General features: G+C 44.7%; 16 protein-coding genes and 1 pseudogene. All 17 read left to right on the forward strand.

The annotated features are described in order from the left end of the window. Window positions 1-428: 428 nt before the first annotated feature. Window positions 429-851, forward strand: a pseudogene (locus RB160_RS09725) (general stress protein); the annotation flags it as partial. A gap of 1,222 nt (window positions 852-2,073) precedes the next feature. Then, the gene (locus RB160_RS09730; RefSeq protein WP_316570058.1) at window positions 2,074-3,816 is read left to right on the forward strand and encodes an ABC transporter ATP-binding protein; all 1,743 of its coding nucleotides are present in this window, start codon (window positions 2,074-2,076) and stop codon (window positions 3,814-3,816) included. After that, window positions 3,797-5,611: an ABC transporter ATP-binding protein gene (locus RB160_RS09735; RefSeq protein WP_316570059.1), complete on the forward strand. Its 1,815-nt coding sequence runs from the start codon at window positions 3,797-3,799 to the stop codon at window positions 5,609-5,611. The genes RB160_RS09730 and RB160_RS09735 overlap by 20 nt, the downstream gene beginning before the upstream one ends. A 231-nt stretch (window positions 5,612-5,842) precedes the next feature. Continuing rightward, on the forward strand, window positions 5,843-7,312 hold the full coding sequence (locus tag RB160_RS09740) for an alanine/glycine:cation symporter family protein (protein WP_316570060.1): 1,470 nt from the start codon (window positions 5,843-5,845) through the stop codon (window positions 7,310-7,312). A 191-nt stretch (window positions 7,313-7,503) separates the two neighbouring features. Then, window positions 7,504-8,802: an ATP-binding protein gene (locus RB160_RS09745; RefSeq protein WP_316570061.1), complete on the forward strand. Its 1,299-nt coding sequence runs from the start codon at window positions 7,504-7,506 to the stop codon at window positions 8,800-8,802. Between the two features lie 208 nt (window positions 8,803-9,010). Then, window positions 9,011-10,405 (forward strand): branched-chain amino acid transporter BcaP, encoded by a 1,395-nt coding sequence (gene bcaP, locus RB160_RS09750; protein ID WP_316570062.1) that lies wholly within the window; start codon window positions 9,011-9,013, stop codon window positions 10,403-10,405. A gap of 205 nt (window positions 10,406-10,610) precedes the next feature. After that, the gene (locus RB160_RS09755; protein ID WP_316570063.1) at window positions 10,611-11,840 is read left to right on the forward strand and encodes an ATP-binding protein; all 1,230 of its coding nucleotides are present in this window, start codon (window positions 10,611-10,613) and stop codon (window positions 11,838-11,840) included. 190 nt (window positions 11,841-12,030) lie between these two features. Continuing rightward, complete coding sequence (locus RB160_RS09760; protein WP_316570064.1) at window positions 12,031-13,215, forward strand: HD-GYP domain-containing protein; 1,185 nt, start codon at window positions 12,031-12,033, stop codon at window positions 13,213-13,215. 149 nt (window positions 13,216-13,364) lie between these two features. Continuing rightward, on the forward strand, window positions 13,365-14,549 hold the full coding sequence (locus RB160_RS09765) for a hypothetical protein (protein ID WP_316570065.1): 1,185 nt from the start codon (window positions 13,365-13,367) through the stop codon (window positions 14,547-14,549). Between the two features lie 223 nt (window positions 14,550-14,772). Beyond that, a complete protein-coding gene (locus RB160_RS09770) occupies window positions 14,773-15,855 on the forward strand; it encodes a hypothetical protein (RefSeq protein WP_316570066.1) in 1,083 nt (360 codons plus the stop codon). Next, window positions 15,842-18,046, forward strand: a complete 2,205-nt coding sequence (locus tag RB160_RS09775) for a molybdopterin oxidoreductase family protein (RefSeq protein ID WP_316570067.1) — start codon at window positions 15,842-15,844, stop codon at window positions 18,044-18,046. The genes RB160_RS09770 and RB160_RS09775 overlap by 14 nt, the downstream gene beginning before the upstream one ends. After that, a complete protein-coding gene (locus tag RB160_RS09780) occupies window positions 18,046-18,609 on the forward strand; it encodes a 4Fe-4S dicluster domain-containing protein (RefSeq protein WP_316570068.1) in 564 nt (187 codons plus the stop codon). Before RB160_RS09775 ends, RB160_RS09780 begins: the two co-directional genes overlap by 1 nt. An 11-nt stretch (window positions 18,610-18,620) precedes the next feature. Further along, the gene (locus RB160_RS09785; RefSeq protein WP_316570069.1) at window positions 18,621-19,145 is read left to right on the forward strand and encodes a Rieske (2Fe-2S) protein; all 525 of its coding nucleotides are present in this window, start codon (window positions 18,621-18,623) and stop codon (window positions 19,143-19,145) included. Beyond that, window positions 19,135-19,335 carry a hypothetical protein gene (locus RB160_RS09790; RefSeq protein ID WP_316570070.1) on the forward strand — a complete coding sequence of 67 codons (201 nt, stop codon included), beginning with the start codon at window positions 19,135-19,137 and terminating at the stop codon, window positions 19,333-19,335. The genes RB160_RS09785 and RB160_RS09790 overlap by 11 nt, the downstream gene beginning before the upstream one ends. Continuing rightward, window positions 19,332-19,646: a hypothetical protein gene (locus RB160_RS09795; RefSeq protein WP_316570071.1), complete on the forward strand. Its 315-nt coding sequence runs from the start codon at window positions 19,332-19,334 to the stop codon at window positions 19,644-19,646. The genes RB160_RS09790 and RB160_RS09795 overlap by 4 nt, the downstream gene beginning before the upstream one ends. Continuing rightward, complete coding sequence (locus RB160_RS09800; RefSeq protein WP_316570072.1) at window positions 19,633-19,908, forward strand: hypothetical protein; 276 nt, start codon at window positions 19,633-19,635, stop codon at window positions 19,906-19,908. The genes RB160_RS09795 and RB160_RS09800 overlap by 14 nt, the downstream gene beginning before the upstream one ends. Window positions 19,909-19,941: 33 nt before the next feature. Beyond that, a complete protein-coding gene (locus RB160_RS09805; RefSeq protein WP_316570073.1) occupies window positions 19,942-20,595 on the forward strand; it encodes a sensor histidine kinase in 654 nt (217 codons plus the stop codon). Window positions 20,596-20,619: the final 24 nt, after the last annotated feature.

Here is a 20,619-nt window from a genome sequence, read left to right on the forward strand (position 1 = left end):
TCATGAAGATGACCTTTTTTTTTACACAATTATATGGACTTTATCCGGATGAGTGACATTGATTTGCCAAAATCGGAAAAGGAAGTCACTCAAATCCGTATGAGTGACATTGATGGGTAAAATCTAAAAAGGAAGTCACTCAAACCCCGATAAGTGAAAATCCATCCAAAAAGGGTGGGAGGCAAAGAGCATTGTCCCCTCCTATTGAGCAACGGGGTTTTGCCTTCTAAATCATTCTGAATCCTCCCCAAAACTCTTATACGCCCTTTCAAATTTTTCTCCTAGTGAAGCCCCTAAACCCCTTGCCAGATCCTGTCGAAACCCGCGCTGGACAAGCATTTGAAATGTAATTGTAATTTATTGGAGGATTAATGGACAACCTGCGGGGGTAACTAATCTTTGTATCAACCTTTAAAGGAGGAAGATCAATGGATAAGCGAGTAGTTGGTGTTTTTGACAACGGAGATGAAGCGGTTAGAGCGATTGAGGATTTAAAAGTACAAGGTTATGACAGGGATGCGATTTCTGTAGTTGCAAGAGACAGAGACGACGTTGACGACATACATGATGAAACAGGTACGAAAACAGAGGAAGGTTTGGCGACAGGAGCTGCGACTGGCGGAGTGCTCGGAGGCTTGGCTGGATTCCTTGCCGGTGTGGGCGCATTGGCGATTCCGGGCGTTGGTCCAATCCTTGCGGCGGGGCCAATTGCGGCTACATTGACCGGGGCTGCTGTGGGAGCCGGTGCTGGCGGTTTGACTGGGGCATTGATCGGCATGGGTATTCCGGAAGACGAAGCGGATCAATATGAAAGGGATGTGAAGTCTGGGAAAATCCTTGTCCTTGTTGATGAAGACGGGAAAAATCTCGGATACGATCGAACCGGCACGGTGACGGGAAACACGAATGACTGGTCCGGCAGCACGACGATGGATGACCCAACTATGAGAGCGGGCGATGAATTCGGAACCGGGACGGTAGACGCGAATTACGATACTCTCGGCGGGAACATGAATACCCGTAACGATCGATCGGGAAATCCGACAAACTGGAATGATGATTCTGCGAGCGGGATGATGTCTGGAGGCGCCTCGGTGGGTAGATCGAGCATGATGGATGACTACCCTGTAGGATCTGATGATATGTCGCGTGGCAACTCGTCACTTCGAAATGGTGATACCGGTACATCGGATCCATCCGCGATTAACCAAAATACCGCAGGAGCTGCTTTCGGAACTGATGAAGACACAGTTATGGGCGGCCCTGGTGGAAATTCAACGATGGGCACTGGCGGTAATACAACAATGGGTGCAGGAACCGGCTATAACGCAGGGCTTGGAACCGACCCGAATTTCTCCAATACGCCAAATGCCAATCCTGATTCGACCATGGGTGATTCGATGATCAGCAATGATCCATTCCGGGGAACCGACGATACGCTGAGGGAAACGAATAAGAATCGAGACAGCTTCGATGACAGGTTCCGGGGTGAAGGAAGGGACAACACAAAACGCTAACTTTGGGCTAAATAGCAAAAGGCAGGGAATGGCGACATTCCCTGCCTTTTTGAGTTTGAGGCGCAAACAGGCGCCGTAATCCACGCGATAAGCCCAAAGAGCGTCGCGCCGTATCAAGTAACTTGCAGCATGTTGCAAGGTAATAGTTAAAATTAGGATTGTTTAACGTGAACAATCAGTTTGCCGCGGTCCAATATTCCACCTGGTTGTTTAAAACCTAAACGACGTAAGCCCTGCCTCTCTTACATCCTCGCGGCTCCGAAGCCGCTCCAGTGTGAATAAGTCCTTCTATATAAAACATAAGCAGAATGCCAGTCTAAATTACTTTGCAATCCGCACGTTCAAGTTACTCGATCAAACAATTATCAATAATAACATGTAAAACCATATATGTCAACCATCTTTTTGTTAATAAAATTTTTACATAATGATTTAAAAAAATGGAAAAAAGCAGTATGATTGATTTGCAAGAATATTTAGATTTCCGAAGTATTGCATAGGTACTGGCCTCCGGTACCGCAGCTTGGGATATATCCATTCAGGCAGGTGGCAGACGGTGTCAAAAATTTTTTCTTATTTAAAATCATACAGAATCCATATGGCAATCGCGCTTTTCCTAATGCTCGTCGAATTGATCGTCGAACTGTGGCAGCCATTGCTGATGGCAAGAATTATTGATGAAGGCGTCCTGAAAAAAGACCTCGACCTTGTCCTGCAGGGTGGAGCAATCATGCTCGGAGTTTCGGCGCTTGCGTTTGCGGCGGGTATTCTTAATTCATTTTACGCCGGCCACGCCAGCCAAAGCTTTGGCTATGATGTGCGGAAAGCACTTTTTGAAAAAGTCCAATCTTTTTCCTTCGCAAATTTTGATCGCTTCTCGACTTCATCCCTTGTTACGAGGATGACGAATGATGTTACGATGATCCAAAATACGGTGTTCATGAGTTTGAGGATCATGCTCCGAGCACCGCTCCTTATTATCGGTGGGCTCGTGATGGCAATGGTGGTCGACCTGAAACTCGGTTTAATCCTGGCAGGGGTCACACCATTTCTTATCTTTTTCCTCACATGGGCGATGACGAAAGCTCGAGGCTATTTCCTAATGATGCAAAAAAACTTGGACCGGGTTAACTCGGTCCTAAGGGAAAACCTGACCGCAATGAGGCTTATCAAAGCTTTTTTACGCGGGAGGCACGAGATTGGCCGATTTACAGAAGCAAATGGGCACCTAAGGGAAAAGACCGTTTCCGCCTTCAGGTTGATCGAATACACGACCCCAGTCCTGATGCTTGCAATGAATGCGGGGATTCTTGCTGTGCTATGGTTTGGCAGCATTGAAGTCAGTACTGGCAAGATAAAGGTCGGGGAAGTTGTAGCGATCATCAACTATGGAACAAGAATCACATCCGCTCTTTCGATTGTGTCAATGATCATCATGGTTTTTTCAAGAGCGAGGGCATCAGGCCAGAGGATTGCCGAAGTGTTCGATACCGAGGTTGACCTCGTCGATTCTCCGTTGCCGCACAAGGAAAAGGCTGTTCCTTATGGGAAAATTGAATTCAAATCCGTCTCCTTCCAGTATCCTGGTACGAATACGCCGGTTCTTGAACATGTATCGTTTATGGCCAAGGCTGGTTCAACCATTGCCATCCTTGGCGCAACAGGGTCAGGCAAGACTTCTTTATTCCAGTTAATTCCCCGGCTCTATGATGTGACGGATGGCGAAATCCTGATTGATGGGACTGACATCCGCAAAATGAAACTTGAAACACTGAGAAGGCAAATCGGGTATGTGCCGCAGGATGTCCTTCTTTTTACAGGAACAGTCGCGGAAAACATCTCGTGGGGGAAGGAAAACGCTACTGAACAAGAGATTACCGAAGCAGCGGTGAATGCCCAAATCCATGAGTCCATCGAAAATTTCCCGGAAGGCTACCAATCGAGGATCGGCCAAAAAGGGGTTAACCTGTCAGGCGGCCAGAAGCAGCGGATTTCAATTGCCAGGGCCCTTGTCAGGAAGCCGAAAATCCTTCTTCTTGACGATAGCACAAGCGCGCTTGATTTAAAGACCGAAGCCATCCTCTTGAAGTCTTTGAAACAATACAAATGCACAACCCTAATCATTACGCAAAAGATTTCGACAGCGATGAGCGCCGATTCCATCCTCCTGCTCGAGGACGGAAAGATTAAGGCTGCCGGAACCCATGCGATGCTGATGAGGTCGGAGCCGCTGTACAGGAGAATTTACGAAACCCAGCTTGAAGAGGAGAACAGATTATATGCTGAAGGTATTAACTAGGCCTTTTTTGTATCCGAAGCCGGTCCTGAAGGCTAAAGGCGCGCCTGAGCCTAGGAAAAAGGCCAAGGCAAAAAACTGGGCGGGCACGATTAGACGATTATGGGATTATCTTTCTGTAAAAAAAGGCGGCATAACAGTCGTCCTGTTCCTCGTCATCCTTAGCACAGGACTTTCCCTTCTTGGGCCAATACTGATTGGCAGGACGGTCGACGATTACATTGTTACAAAGGAAACTACGGGGCTTCCGCTTTTGCTTGCGGGAATCCTCGGGGTGTATATCTTATTTTCACTTTCAAATTTCCTTCAGGGTTATCTGATGATCGGAATCGCCCAGGATACCGTATCCAGGCTGAGGACGGATTTGTTCAGCCACCTTCACAGGCTGCCTATCTCCTTCTTTGATAAAAGGCAATCGGGCGAGCTAATGAGCCGTGTAACCAACGACATTGAAAACGTCAGTTCAACGCTGAACAGCTCCGTCATCCAAATATTTTCAAGTGTGCTTATGCTTGTGGGCACCATTTCCGTCATGGTATGGCTCAGTCCGCTATTGACCCTGATTTCACTTACTATTGTTCCGCTCATGTTCCTTGGCATGAAATGGATTACAAACCGGACAGGGATATTATTTAAAGAACAGCAACGGAACCTTGGAGAAATTAATGGATACATTGAAGAGACGATTTCTGGCCAGCGGATCGTCAAAACCTTTTCGCAGGAGCAGAAAGCCATTGAAGCTTTCCTTGAAAAAAATCGCCGGTTAAGGCAGGCAGGCTTTTGGGCCCAAACCTTTTCCGGGTTCATTCCAAAGCTCATGAACGTCCTCAACAATGTCAGCTTTACGATTATCGCGGCAATCGGCGGAATTTTCGCTTTGAATGGGATGATTACAATTGGTGTTATCATCGTCTTCGCCGAGTATTCCCGCCAGTTTACACGGCCCTTGAACGATTTGGCGAACCAGTTCAACACACTCCTGTCCGCGGTTGCGGGGGCGGAGAGGGTATTTGAAATTCTGGATGAAGATGCCGAATCGATTAATGAATCCGGCGCAATCGAGCTTGAAGAAGTAAAGGGCGAGGTGGAATTCCGTAACGTTTCGTTCTCTTATGAAAAGGAAGGAAATACAATCAGGGATGTTTCATTCCTTGTCCACCCTGGAGAGATGGTTGCGCTTGTCGGCCCGACGGGTGCTGGAAAGTCAACAATCATCAATCTGCTATCACGGTTCTATGACCCTGATAGCGGAGCGATATTGATTGATGGACATGATACATCCGCTGTTAAAAGAAAAAGCCTCCGCAGCCATATGGGCTTTGTACTCCAAGATTCCTTCCTGTTCGAGGGTCCGATCTTGGAAAACATCCGCTATGGAAGACTCGATGCGACCGACGAGGAAGTAGTAGAAGCCGCGAAAATGGCCAATGCCAATTCCTTCATTGAGAAGATGCCGGAGGGTTACAATACCGTCCTGAAACAGGATGGAAGCGGTATTTCACAGGGACAAAAACAGCTCTTATCAATTGCGAGGGCAATTCTGGCTGATCCGTCCATTTTGATATTGGATGAAGCGACAAGTTCAATCGATACGATCACCGAACTGAAAATCCAGGATGCGCTTGGAAGGTTGATGGAGGGCAGGACCAGCTTTGTAATTGCCCATCGTTTGAACACGATCCGAAATGCAGACAAAATCCTTGTCCTTCAAAATGGGGAGATCATCGAGGAAGGAAACCACGATTCCCTTCTGAGAAATAAAGGATTTTATTATGAATTGAATAATAATCGAAACTAGGCTGAAGGTCTTAAACCTTCAGCTTTTATTGTTCTAGTAACTTCAAATATGTCATCCTAATTCCTTCCGAAATGTTAGTTTATTCAGTTTTCTACTAAAAAGACAGCCTATTTGCAAAAATATAGAGGGAAGGATTCTGAATAGTGTGACTTAAATAGTTGCTTTACATCAAAATATTATTTTATAATTCAGAATGAAACAAAAATTCTGAAACACGCAAGGGGGATGTTTGTGAACGAATTTGTTGACGCGTTGAATGGATGGCTTTGGAGTACGCCGATGATCGTATTTTGTATTGGGGTAGGGCTTTACTTTTCATTGCGTACCCGCTTTCTTCAAGTAAGGCACATTAAGGAAATGGTCATGCTGATGTTTCAGGGGAAAAGCTCGGACGCGGGTGTTTCATCATTCCAGGCGCTATCGCTTGCCCTTTCCGGACGTGTAGGAACGGGTAATATCGCAGGTACAGCCACAGCCATCGCTTTCGGCGGCCCGGGAGCGGTATTCTGGATGTGGGCGATCGCCTTCATCGGCGCGGGAACAGCGTTTGTTGAATCGACCCTCGCGCAGATTTACAAAGTGAAGCAGGACGGGGAGTACCGCGGGGGGCCAGCCTATTACATTGAAAAAGGCATGGGAATGAAATGGTACGGAATCCTGTTTGCATTATCGGCTCTGGTTGCAATGAGCTTCCTGATGCCGGGAATCCAGGCGAATTCGATTGCAATCGGAATTGAAAATGCATTCAAAGTGGACAGGGCCATCACCGGAGCGATTATTGTCGTTATTCTTGGTGCGATTATTTTTGGGGGAGTAAAAAGGATTTCCATCGTTGCTTCTTATGTGGTTCCATTTATGGCCCTTGGCTATATTCTTGTTTCCCTCTATATTGTCGCAGTTAATTTTACAGAAGTACCAGCTGTTTTCTCGTTGATATTCAGAAGCGCATTCGGTGCGGACGCAGCGTTCGGGGCGCTGCTTGGCTTGGCCATCCAGTGGGGCGTTAAGCGAGGGATTTATTCCAACGAAGCCGGCCAGGGAACGGGAGCGCATGCTGCGGGTGCGGCTGAAGTATCCCACCCGGCGAAGCAAGGGCTTGTACAGGCTTTTTCGGTTTACATTGATACATTATTCGTTTGTTCTGCAACCGCCTTCATGATTCTTTTTACAGGTATGTACAACACTGTAGACCCAAGTGATCCAACTGAAAAAACATTTATTATACAAAATCTTCCTGGGGTGGAAGCGGGGCCTGGCTTTACACAGGCGGCTGTTGACACCGCATTGCCTGGGTTTGGCGCTGGGTTTGTTGCAATCGCACTTTTCTTTTTCGCATTTACTACCATTATGGCTTACTACTATATCGCTGAAACGAACATTGCCTACCTAACAAGGGGCATGAGCAGCAAATGGCCGATGTTCGTACTTAAGATTGTATTGATGGCTTCAACTTTTTATGGCGCGGTTAAAACAGCAAAACTTGCCTGGGCCCTCGGGGATGTCGGCCTTGGCATCATGGTATGGCTGAACCTTATTGCGATAGTGATTCTTGCCAAACCGGCACTTATGGCGCTGAAGGATTACGAGGCCCAGAAAAAGGCCGGCCTGGATCCTGTATTTAACTCCAAGGAGCTTGGCATTAAAAACGCCGAGTATTGGGAAGATGGTTATAAATCGGAGGAAACTGAAAAAGTATCATAGGGTTGTTTTATTGGAACGGGGTGCCAGGCATCCCGTTTTTTTTCGTACTCAGTTTTATAGCAAATGTCGTTTTTTAGGGGAAATGCTAAGTAATTGTCGGACGAAACATAGGTGGGAAATGAAGGATTGGCTAGAGATTTGTCGTAAAATAAATATAACAAAATAGTCAGATAAGAAATTGGGTGTATACGATGATCGAGGAAAAACTTCTTCTTCAGGCCCTACTGATTTTGGCCCCCGTACTCCTCTTCAGCCTTCTGCCTGAAAACAGGCGATTGGAGAATAATAGCTTGATTTTTGGGATTTTCCAGGGCGGCGCCGCCTTTTTATGTGTCGTTTTTTCCTATCAATTTGAAGGGTTCCATTGGGACCTGCGGTTTGTCCCTTTTGTATTGGCGCTTCTTTACGGGGGGCCTGGCGCGGGGTTGATTGTTTTCTCCGTCATCCTCATAACGAGGACCTTTATCGGTGGAGAGGCCGTAATTTACAGTTATTTCACAAGCATTGCAACTGTGGTTTTCGCGATTTTCTGGTACAAAAAGTTCTGGGCATACACGCCTTCAAATCGGATAAAATTAGCTATTCTTGGGAGTGTCTGGTCGATTTCCTTTAGTTTTGGCATGTTTGCGACTTTCCGAACCCTTGCCGGGAAACCTTTGAATAAGGATTTAATTTTGTCCCCGGATATTATCTTGTTTGGCGTCATCAGTATTGTGGGAATCGGTTTCGCCGCAAGATTGATTGAGGAAATTATTGAGAGGGAAAAAATGAGGGACGATATACTAAGAAGCGAGAAATTGAACACAATGGGAGAACTCGCCGCCTCTTTTGCCCATGAGGTAAGAAATCCCCTTACAGTAGTAAAAGGGTTCATGCAGCTTATGCACCAAAATGAAACCGGCAAAAACCATGAATATCTTACCCTTGCCTTAAGTGAAGTGGGGCGCGCGGAAATGATCCTTAGTGACTATCTGAATTTTGCAAAGCCCCAGTTTCATAAAATAGAGGAATGCAGCTACAATGAAGCTCTCTCGGAAATCATAGCACTTCTTAACCCATTTGCCGCTAAAGGTGGAGTCGCACTGGATGGGAGCCTGTCAAAAGAACACCTCCATATTGAAACGGACCGGAACCAGCTGAAGCAGGCGATCGTCAACCTGGTGAAAAACGCGATTGAAGCCACACAGGAAGGAGGTCTGGTCTCTATCAGGCTTTATAATAAAGAGGGCCAGGCGGTCATTGAAATTACCGATACCGGAAGGGGAATGACAAAAGAGCAGCTTTCAAGGATTGGTACGCTTTTTTACACGACAAAGGAAAGAGGGACCGGGCTAGGTACTTGCGTGTCCCTTAGAATTATCAATGAAATGGGCGGCCGGGCCTTTTACTCGAGCGAATTGGAAAAAGGAACAAAAGTGACGCTGCTTATGCCGATAACCAAAAAGGGCTGCTCTCACCAACCCCATTCGGTGTTGGAAGTAGCAAAATAAAATTAATTTTTGGGTTTTTGCCACTTAGGCGAAAACCTTTTATTATTTTTAAAAAATAAGGAATCAAAAGAAATGTAGTGATATAAGTAATAGAAAAATGTATGAGACCTTGAAATAATTTATGTGAAATTATTTTTTGAAAATTTTTGAGTGGATAGGGAAATGATTATAGTATGGCTTTTTGTTAACGTTCACCAAGGGGGGCATCATGAACCTATTTAGAAAAAAATCAATTGAACAGCTTCTTTTGGAAGCCGGAAAAAAAGATATCAAGCTTAAGAAGGACCTGGGGGCTTTTGATTTATCCATGCTCGGAATTGGAGCAATCATCGGGACGGGCATTTTTGTACTGACAGGGGTGGCAGCGGCGACCCATGCCGGTCCGGCCCTGATTATTTCGTTTATTTTATCTGGGCTTGCCTGTGTATTTGCCGCTCTCTGTTATGCGGAATTTGCTTCGACCGTTCCTGTATCCGGAAGTGCATACACATATAGTTACGCGGCATTCGGTGAACTCATCGCCTGGATTCTCGGCTGGGTTTTGGTCTTGGAATACGGGCTTGCCTCTTCTGCGGTGGCAAGCGGCTGGTCCGGCTATTTCCAAGGTTTGCTGGAGGGATTTGGCATTCACATTCCTACCACCCTTTCAAGCGCATACGACCCAGCGAAAGGGACGTATATTGACTTGCCGGCTATTTGTATTCTTTTTCTCATTACATTGCTTTTAACACAGGGAGTTAAGAAATCGTCACGTTTCAATACGATAATGGTAATCATAAAAGTTGCTGTTATTTTGCTGTTTATTGGCGTAGGCGTCTGGTATGTTGAGCCTGCGAACTGGACCCCGTTCATGCCATTCGGTTTTTCGGGGGTAACAACGGGCGCGGCGACTGTGTTTTTTGCCTACATTGGCTTTGATGCTGTTTCGACAGCGGCGGAGGAAGTAAGAAATCCGCAGCGAAATATGCCAATCGGAATTATAGTATCCTTGCTTGTATGTACGATTTTATATGTTGTTGTATCGCTAGTTCTTACCGGGATTGTTCCTTATGATCAGTTGAACGTAAAAAATCCAGTCGCATTTGCCCTGACCTATATCCACCAGGATTGGGTTGCGGGATTCATTTCTGTTGGCGCCATAACAGGCATCACGACCGTTCTTCTGGTTATGCTGTACGGCCAGACCCGGCTATTCTATGCCATGTCAAGGGACGGGCTCCTTCCAAAGGCTTTCTCAAAAGTTGACCAAAAGAAACAGACACCAGTCGTTAACTCATGGATTACGTTCCTGATGGTTGCTGTATTCGCGGGTGTTGTCCCGCTGAACAGGCTTGCTGAACTCGTTAACATCGGCACATTGTTTGCCTTTATGACTGTGTCGATCGGCATTTTGTATCTCCGCAAACATTACACACCTACCGGAAAAGGATTCCGCGTACCTTTCGTACCGGTCATTCCGATTCTGGCATTCTTATCCTGCGGCTACCTTGCCACCCAGCTCCCTTCGACTACCTGGAAAGGATTCCTAATCTGGCTCGCAATTGGGCTTGTTGTTTATTTTGTTTACGGAAGAAAGCACTCGGTTTTAAATAATTCCAATTAACACGCAGATATTGCTGAAAAAGTCCCAGTTAGCGTAAGGAGGTCCAATAAAGGGCCTCCTTTTTTGCTAACACGATTATGTTGAATGTGGAAATAATGCAAAAAATGACGAATTTTGGAGTTTTTTTATAAAATATGTAATTAACTATCGTGGAAAGATGGTAATATAAAGGAGGAATAAACTTAAACATTAAGGGAGAAAGCCGATGACCGGAAGATTGCAAGACGTTCGAATGGTTTCAGAAGAAGTAAAGGCTCTTAAGCTTTTTTTCTTCCTTTTTTATCTTACTTTTATTGTAGTGGACCTATTTTTATTCCTTGCTTATAGGGGAACCAAATCTTCAGCCCATTATGTGATCAATCCTTTGGAGGTTGCATGGTACTATCTAATTGTCTTAGGGCTACTTCCACTATCAATATACTGGATTAAAAGATATTCTCCATTTACGGTAAAATACTTATTTTTTATTTGTTTTTCAATTGTTGACTTCAACTATATAGTTTATTCTTTTTGGAACTCTCCCAATAACGTTCTAAGCTCGAATTTTGTTGAGCTTATTTTTATCTTGCTTGTTCCGACTTTTGTGAATAAAAGATATTTCTGGGTGATAAGCATCGGGACTATTATTAAGTATTTGTTCTGTGGATTGGTCCTTCAGACAACAGAGGTTTTTGTGCCTATGGCTCTATTCATGCTTATATCATCTATTTCCTTTATTATATTAAATCGATATGCATCCCATTTAAAAGCCATTACAGAAGTATATGAAGAACTAAGGCAAAATGAGAAACTAATTGGCATTGGACAGATGGCTACAGGTATTGCGCATGAAATTCGGAATCCTTTAACAGCCTTGAAAGGATTTATTCAGCTCCAGCAAGAGTCATCGAATAAAAAGGATTACTCTCTGATCATGAATCAGGAAATCGACAGGCTGACTACAATCGTTGACGACCTGATGATTTTAGGGAAACCAAAAAGCTCTTCTTTCTCTAAAATTGACTTAAAGCAAATGGTTGATTATGCCCTTTCAATAGCCATGCAATTTGCAAGGGGAACAAAGATTACCTTTATAAAGGAATTTGATGCAAATCCAGCTTTTATAAAGGGAGATGAAAAGCAAATTAAGCAAGTTGTCATCAATTTGGTCAAAAATTCCATTGAATCAATGTCCGAAGAAGGCACTATTAAAATTTCTCTTAAATCGATTGATGAAAACCAAATCGTCCTCTCTGTATCTGATGAAGGGTTTGGGATACCTGAAGAACACATTAAAAAGTTATGTGATCCCTTTTTTACTACTAAGAAGGACGGAACCGGATTGGGACTTATGGTAACAAATCAAATAGTCAACGATCATGGCGGAAAAATCCAAATAGAGAGTGAATTAAATGTAGGCACAAAAATTGACATCTTATTTCCGAAAGTGCAATAAAAGTACATTTTTTTATTAAAAACCTGCACATTTTTAGGAAAATTTCTATGATTATACATAAATAATCCAGTTGAGCTATGTATTGATAGTAGAAATTGTTTTATAATGTATGAGAAATCAAATAAGATGGCAGAAAAACTAGATATTAGTAATAGAGGTAAGAAGAGTTCTTTACTAGCGAGGTATTTACATGCAGAAACCTATTTACAATAGTTTGTTGAATGAGGAGCAGAGATCTTTAAAATGGTTTATCGCTCTCTTTTATATTATTTCACTGTCGTTTGATCTTTTTTATGAATTATTTGTTCGTAAGTATATGCCTAATGTTGAAGATTCTATTACTTACGTTTTGGGATTTTGGATTTATTTAGTTCTGTTTGCATTAATTCCAGTTGCAATATATTTAATTAAGCAGAATAAAGCTTATTTGGTTAAATATGTTTATTTTATTACTTATACTATAATAAGCTTAATAAATGATATATTAACTTTTTCTGGAAACCCAGAACTTTTTAGGAGTGGAAATCCAGTTGAAGTATTTTGGCTATTATTATCGCCAATTTTTGTTAGTACCCCTTTCTTCTTCCTTGTGATTTTTGGGTTGATAGTGAAATATTTAATTGCAGGAATTGTAATTCAAGCACCAAATGCCCTCTTTGCACTTGTGATAATTGTTATAATATCTATTTTTTCTTATATATTATTAATTAGATTCCAATCCTATGTAAATGCTGTTAAAACGTCCTATGACCAACAACTAGTCGGGATAGTAAAAGGGGTTATTTCAACTTTAGAACTTAAAGATCCCTATACAAGGGGTCATAGTGAGAGAGTAGCAAATTATGCCTTAATTTTGGCGAAAGAATTAGGCCAATTTTCAAAAGAAGAACTTAAAACATTTAATTACGCCTGTCTTCTTCATGATATTGGAAAAGTCCATATTCCTGACCATATTTTAATGAAACCAACGGCTCTTACAAAAGAAGAATATGAAATTATTAAATCCCATCCCGAAGTTGGTGAGAGGGCAGTCTCCAATGTGGATGGCCTTCAGGGAAGCATTTCAGTAATCCGCTCACATCATGAACGGTGGGATGGTAAAGGGTACCCTGACCAACTTAAGGGAACGGAAATTCCGTATCTAGCGAGAATAACTTCAATTGCAGATGCATTTGATGCCATGACGAGTTCACGGTCTTATAGAGCAGCTCTTTCTGTCGAGGAAGCTTACAGCAGAATAATAGAAGGTAAAGGAACTCAATTTGATCCTGAATTGGTTGAAGTCTTTGAAAAAGTCTATCCTGATTGGAAAACAATCCATAAAGAATGGAATTCAAAACCTAATGAGAAATTTTCAAGCTTAAATATAAGTTAATAAGGAGGTGATATCATGAAAATTCGTAAGTTAAAGAAAGTTAAGGCAACTGCCGTTCCTTGCTGGTGGTGCATCTGGCTATAGATATGTAATTGGGAGGATGCATATTATTATGTGCATCCTCTTATCATTTAGTTAAAGGTGAAGGAATGGAAATTAATAAAAAAACACGGGTAGAAATAAAACCAGTAATTATTAGAAAAGATAAAAAAAATTTCATAGTTGAAGACAAGCAAAGCGGTGAATTTTACGAAATGCCTGAACCGGCAGTTGAAGCAATTCGCATGATTGAAGAAGAAATTCCTCTAGGGGAGATAGAAGATATTTTGACATTTCGTTTCCCTGAAGAAGAGATTGATATGATTGATTTTGCAAACCAGCTTATTGAGCTTGGCCTGGTAAGCAAGGTTGACGGAGTAGAAGTTCACACAAAAAAAGAAAAGAGAGAAGAGCTCGGTTTCACATGGATTCCTTCTTGGGTTGGTAAAATGGTATTTAATCGAGGGAGTTACATCTTTTACGGACTCCTTTTTCTAATAAATATCCTTTATTTCATTGGGAAGCCTGATCTTTTCCCTAATTATAAAGATTATTTTGTGTTTTCCTGGATGTCGCTTAATGTTCTGCTCTGGATTGCAATAGGAATGACGCTTTTACTCATCCATGAACTTGGCCATATATTAGCTATGCGTTCCAATGATTTGCCAACCCGTCTTAGTATTGGCCACAGGCTGATGTTTTTAGCTCTTGAGACGGATATGGAGGGCGCTTGGAAGCTGTCACCTGGAAAACGCAATGTTCTCTATCTTGGAGGCCTTTGTTTTGATATGGCAATACTGGCTATTGCACTTTCGGTTCAGTATTTTTATCAAACTGCTCCAGTTTTGCTGCTTTCAATCATGAAAATTGTGGTAATTGATATATTCATCCGATTCATTTTTCAGTGTGGAGTGTATATGAAAACAGATTTCTACTTTGTGCTGGAAAATAGTACTGGAAGTTACAATCTAATGGAAAACGCCCATCACTACATAAAAAGCTTTTTTAAAAAAGAAGAAAGGAAGGCAGGCGAAACTGTCTATGAGGAAGAAAAACGGACTATTAAGTGGTACAGCGTCATCTACTTCCTTGGAGTGATATTAACTATTCTCGTCTTTGCTTTCTATTCCATCCCACAAATTATCACAACAATAAGCCATTCTATCGACAGGCTCGGTAACCCAATATTCTCAAAGCCTTTCTTTGATGGGGCGATTGTTTTGATTCAAACACTGACTGGATTAAGCCTCCTCCTCTACTCATGGAACAAAAAGTACCGGCTTAAAAAAGAATAAGCGCTTTGGCCATTTCGGATACCAACCGGAATGGCTTTTTTGTTGTAAAAAAAGGGTGGCTTGCCCCATTTATAACCCTTTTGTGTCTAAACTTTGACGGATTCTCGTGAACTCAGGGGATTTTCCCCCGAGGATGGGGGAATACCCTGATTCTGGCGGGAGGCTGGTTTTTCTTACAATGGGAGTAACAAAAGAAAGTGCGATTTTTTAAGGAGGAACTTCCATGCAGGCAAATCTTGAAACTGTAAAAAAACCTGGCCGGTCTGTAAACGATGCATTTGCATCCCGCTTTGCCAAGTCGATGTTTTTGGCGGTGAGCGGCCTTGTCATCCTATCTTTCATTGGTACGAGAATGTTTACCCACGTTGACTTGAATCTTTACGGATATATGGTGGGGACGATCGTTTTCCTGGGTGGATTTTTCTACAGGTTCATCGCCTGGGGAGAAAGGCCACCGACAAAGATTTTTATCAAAAAGGGTATCAAGCTTCTATTCAGGAAATCCACTCCTAAAACGGCGACCGAGCAGCTTGTTACATACCGGTTCATCTGGAACCGAGGCCTGTATCGCTGGACACAGCATCTTATGATGGGCTGGGGCTGCGTGATAGCCCTTCTTGTAACTTTTCCACTTGTCTTTGGCTGGATGTACTTCACGATGGCCGACAATGGCATGTACACCATTGTCTTAATGGGAATGAACATCATGACGGTCCCGGCAGACGGCTTCATCGCATTCTTATCGTATAACGCCTTAAACATTTCGGCCTTCATGGTCATCACCGGTGTTTCAATGGCGCTTTATCGCCGCCTTAAGAACATGCAGGCACGAGCGGAGCAGACTTTCATGTACGACTTTCTGCCGCTGTACCTATTGCTGTTTGTGTCAATTACGGGGCTTGCCCTTACTTTTATCAACATCGCGCTGCACGGCTTTGGCCATCAGGTGATGTCACTGATCCACCAGTACTCGGTTATCGTCACACTTATTTACATGCCGTTCGGAAAACTTGCCCACATCCCGTTCCGTCCTTTGAGCGTATTCGCAAGGAACTACCGTGAACATTATGCTGAGCAGGCCACAAAGGAATGCAAGGTTTGCGGAACAGGCTTCGTCTCTGTCGAACAATCAAATGACGTCATTGATGTACTTGGAACGAACAATATTGAATTTGCGTCCAAAGAAGGCTTCCAGCTTGCTGAGCTCTGCCTTCCATGCCGCCGGAAATACCGGATCGCCCAATTTTCGGGAGTTGCGACCCACCATGTGAAAGTCAAGGAGGCCAACCAGAATGCAAAAGGCTGAGTTCAGAAACGAACGGGATAAATTTTTCAAGGAAGTTGAAAACCTCACCCATCCGAACGAAACGCTAGTCAAAACACATTGCAGCTATTGTGCGATGCAGTGCGGGATGAACTTGAGGGTAAATACAGTAACAAATAAAATCATTGGCGTTGAGCCGCGCTATGACTGGCCTGTGACGGTTGGTAAAATGTGCCCGAAAGGCGTGACCGCTTACCAGCAGGTAAACCACCCGGACCGAATACTAAAGCCGCTGATCCGTGATGATAAATCCTTAAAAGGAACAAAAGAGGGATTCCGCGAAGCATCCTGGGATGAAGCGTATGACCTGATTATTAAGAACTTCAAAAGGCTTCAGGCTGAAAATGGAAAAGATAGCTTGTCCGTTTATGGCGGGGTTTCGATGACTAATGAAAAGTGTTATCTGACAGGGAAGTTCGCCCGTGTCGGATTGCAAACACGATACATTGATTACAACGGCCGCTTCTGTATGTCGAGCGCGGCTGGAGGCTTGAACCGTTCTTTAGGGATTGACCGCGGTTCGACTGTTCCATGGACAGATGTACATGAGACAGACTGCCTGTTCATCGCCGGAAGCAACACCGCTGAGTGCCACCCGACTTCAATGTTCCGCGTCTGGAACGTACAGGAACGTGGCGGCTATCTAATCATAGCCGATCCGCGTGAAACTCCAATCGCGCGGCGAGCAGATGTCCACCTTGACCTGATGCCGGGGACGGACCTTGCTCTTGCGAATGGTATTGTAAATTTGCTAATCCAAAACGGCTATGCCGATGAAGAGTTCGTAAACAACCATACGAATGGGTTTGCTGAACTGAAGGAGCTCGTAAAGGAATTCACGCCTGAATACACAAGTGAACTTACCGGAGTCGCCTCGGAAAAAATCATCCGCGCCGCCGAATTGTTCGGCAAGGCTCCGAACGCGATTGTCATGTTCGCCCGTGGAATCGAGCAGCAGCAAAAAGGCGTCGACAACGTTTCCGCCTATGTGAACATGTCGCTTGTCACAGGCAAAATCGGGCGCCCGAAGGCAGGGGTCGCAACGATTACCGGACAGGGGAACGGCCAGGGCGGCCGGGAACACGGCCAGAAGGCTGACGCGCTTCCGGGATATCGTAAGCTTGCGAATCCTGAACATGTTAAGGAAGTAGCAGAAGTATGGGGAATTAAACCGGAGGAAATGCCGGAAGCGGGTGTTTCCGCTTATGAAATGTTCGGACTTATGGAACAAAAAACAATCCGGGCGCTTTACTTGCTATGTTCCAATCCAGCGGTATCCGCCCCTAACCTGAATTATGTAAGGGAACAAATGAAAAATCTTGATTTCATGGTCTGTGTCGACTTTTACATGTCAGAATCAGCCGAGTTTGCCGATGTCATCCTGCCGACAACTACTTGGGCGGAAGACGAGGGAACGACAACGAATGTGGAAGGCCGGATTATTAAAATCAACCGTGCCCAGGAGCCGCTTGGAGAATCCAAGCCTGATTGGAAAATCCAGGTTGAAATAGCAGAGCGCATGGGACGAGGACAATATTTCTCACACCTTAAAACACCGCTTGATATTTTCAATGAACTGCGCCGCGCTTCAAAAGGCGGAATCGCGGATTACTCGGGAGTAACATGGGAAAAGATAGATAAACAGGATGGCGTCTTCTGGCCATGCAAGAGCGAGGAAGACCCGGGAACACCACACTTATTCCTTGATAAAAAGTTCTACCATCCAGACGGGAAAGCAAAGCTGTTCGCCCTTCCATACACGCCTCCAGCAGAGGAGCCGGATGGTGACTTCCCGCTAAGACTTACGACCGGCCGTGTTGTCTACCATTATCTATCAGGCAACCAGACTAGAAGAATACAATTTTTGCACGATATGTGTCCGGATCCGTTTGTCGAGGTACACCCGGAAACAGCCGCAAGGTATGGCATCGAGCATGAGGAACGGGTTCTTCTCTATACTCGCCGCGGTGAAGCGGTCTATCAGGTAAAGATAACAGAAGCAATCCGGAAAGATACTGTCTTCGTTCCTTATTCATGGGGACATGAAAAATCTATCAACCTATTAACAATCCCGGCGCTTGACCCGATAAGCAGGATGCCGGAATTCAAGGCATGCGCCGCGCAGATCAAGAAGGTGCAAGCCGCAAATCACGAATTGAAGAAGGTGCAATAATGGATAAGAGGCTTTATATAGAACTAGAAAACTGTATAGGATGCCGCTCATGCCTTGCTGCCTGTACTCAGTGCGGCGGGCATGAAGAGCGGAACAGGAACTACGTCTATGACGTGAATCCGCTTGTCGACCGGCAGACAATGCCTCTTATGTGCCTTCACTGCGTGAACCCGGCATGTGCAAGAAGCTGTCCGGCCCAGGCCATCCAGATACATGAAACAGGCGCGGTCCTTTCCGCACTCGTTGAGAAGTGCATCGGCTGCCAAAACTGTACTATTGCCTGCCCATACGGTATCCCGAAATTTGATACAGAGCAGAACCTGATGTACAAATGTGACTTATGTATCGACCGTTCCAAGGACGGCATCCCGCCAATGTGCTCGAGCGTCTGCCCGACGAATACGTTGCAGTGGCTGACCGATGAGGAAATCGATGCGAAGAGAAAGCAATTCAATCTTGATAATGGCGGCAAATGGGTAACAAGCCTGCCATACCTTGAAGGCGAAACAAACGTCAAAGTGAACCTGCCTGGTATTCTGCAGGGCGTCACGAAACTGTTTTAGGAGGGATTGGCATGACAGAGAAAAATAATAAAATCCCGTTCGAAGAAGATAATTATACACATAATATAAACCGCAACAACGAGCGGAAGTTGGACCGGCGCGGTTTCATGAAAACCCTTGTCGGCGCAGCGGGCGTATTCGCTGTCTCCTCCCTGCCATGGGGGGCGATGGCAGCTAAGGAACTGATGGGCCTTGGCGAAAAGGAATATCCGCGCAAAAAAATCGCCAGCCTCGATTCGGTCGCTGTCGGGGACGCAGTCGAATTTGCTTTCCCTGGTGAGCATGACAGTGCGATTATGATTAGACTATCCGAAACGAAGTTCGTTGCGTACCAGAACGCGTGTACACACCTCCGCTGTCCGGTTTTCTGGGATAAAAAGGAGAACGATCTCCTTTGCCCATGCCACCACGGAAAATTTGACGTAGAAACAGGAGCGCCGACTGCGGGGCCGCCAAGAAGGCCGCTTCCAGAGATTTTTGTAAAGGTCGATAAGGGCGCAGTTTACGCAACAGGGGTGAAAAGATATGAAGCCTAGTAAGGTAAACTTTTTTATCCTTTGCGCCGTCCTGATGATGAACATCGTATTCACCCATTTCATGGTCCAGCAGTACTTTTTCGAAAACTATGCCAACTCACTCATTTTCGGTGCGATGAATATTGCGCTCTTCCCGTTTGCCTTGTACATTTATAAACGTGATAGGAAACAGGAGCGTGAAAGGCAATGATGAATAGCGAGACGTACATCGACTTTTGTTTTGCCAGGAAGGAAGAAGGGAACTTCTCGCCTGAAGTGGATTCCATGCTGATGCAGCTTTTTTCAGGGAAACGCCTGAAGTGGTACCTTGAAGAAAAGCAGACGGACGGCGCGGACATTGTCATTGCCGAAATCAAAGGGATGAGCCCTTTCCAGACAGAGGATGAGGCAATCGCCTTTATCGAGATGAATGCCGGAGAACCGTTCTGGCACTATCTTCAAGGCTATAAAATCTTTATTTATCCAAACAAAAGAGGGTGCGGCAGCTGTGGAACCCATTAAGCTGAAAGAACTGAAACGCTTCGAAGGCGCTAATGTTGAACTGGCCATCACGGACAGGGAGGGCGGGGAGCAGGCTCCTTCCATAAGGAAGACAATCAAGTATGTCCTGATGTGCCCGGATGGAACACATGTGAGGTTTTATTTTGACAAAAACAAATTCCTTGCTGTCCCCGTGTCCAGTGAGTTTGGAAGTACGGAAGAGGAATTAACAGCATACGATGCGGTAAGCGGCCTGTCCTACTCGGTAAAAATGAAGCAATAAAAGGCGGCCCCTGGAAAAGAAGGAGGAAATGGTATGGAGGCTTTAACGGGAAATAAAGACATCAGCTCGTATATTATCCATTCCCAGGAAGACGAATTAAAAAGAATCGCGCTCGACCTTCACGAAGGGGTCGGCCAAAATCTGTACAGCGTCTTCAACGGCCTTCAATTTATCCAGGCTTCGATACAGGATCCGGGAATGAAGGCGTATGTGAACGAGATGTCGCAGCTAATGGAGAGGACAATCCAGGAAATTCGCCTCCTGTCCGTCGAATTGCATCCACCGACATTAAGTACTCTTGGCTTTGTACCTGCAATGAAAAGCTATATAAGGCTATATACTTCGACATTCGGTATCCTTGTCGATGTCGAGACGGAGGGCGAGGAGCAGGACATTTCCGAAAAAGGCAGGATTGCCGTGTTCCGGGTTTGCCAGGAAGCACTCGCGAATATCGCAAAGTATGCGGACACCTGCCATGTCAGCCTCCGGATCCAATGGTCGGCGGATTCGTTAACCGTGTCCATTAAGGACTTTGGCAAGGGCTTCGATTTAGATGAAAGCGCCATTGCATTCCAGTCTTCCGGCCTTGCCGCAATGAAAGAAAGAATGCTTCTAGCTGGCGGCAATTGCCATATTTCCTCTACAATAGGGGAAGGGACATTGATTGAACTAACCCTGCCGCTCTAAACAAGCCGGCCGGGTTTTTTTGCA

Origin of the sequence: Neobacillus sp. YIM B06451, from assembly GCF_032667185.1 — a bacterium.
In the GTDB taxonomy this organism is placed as follows: Bacteria; Bacillota; Bacilli; order Bacillales; family Cytobacillaceae; genus Bacillus_D.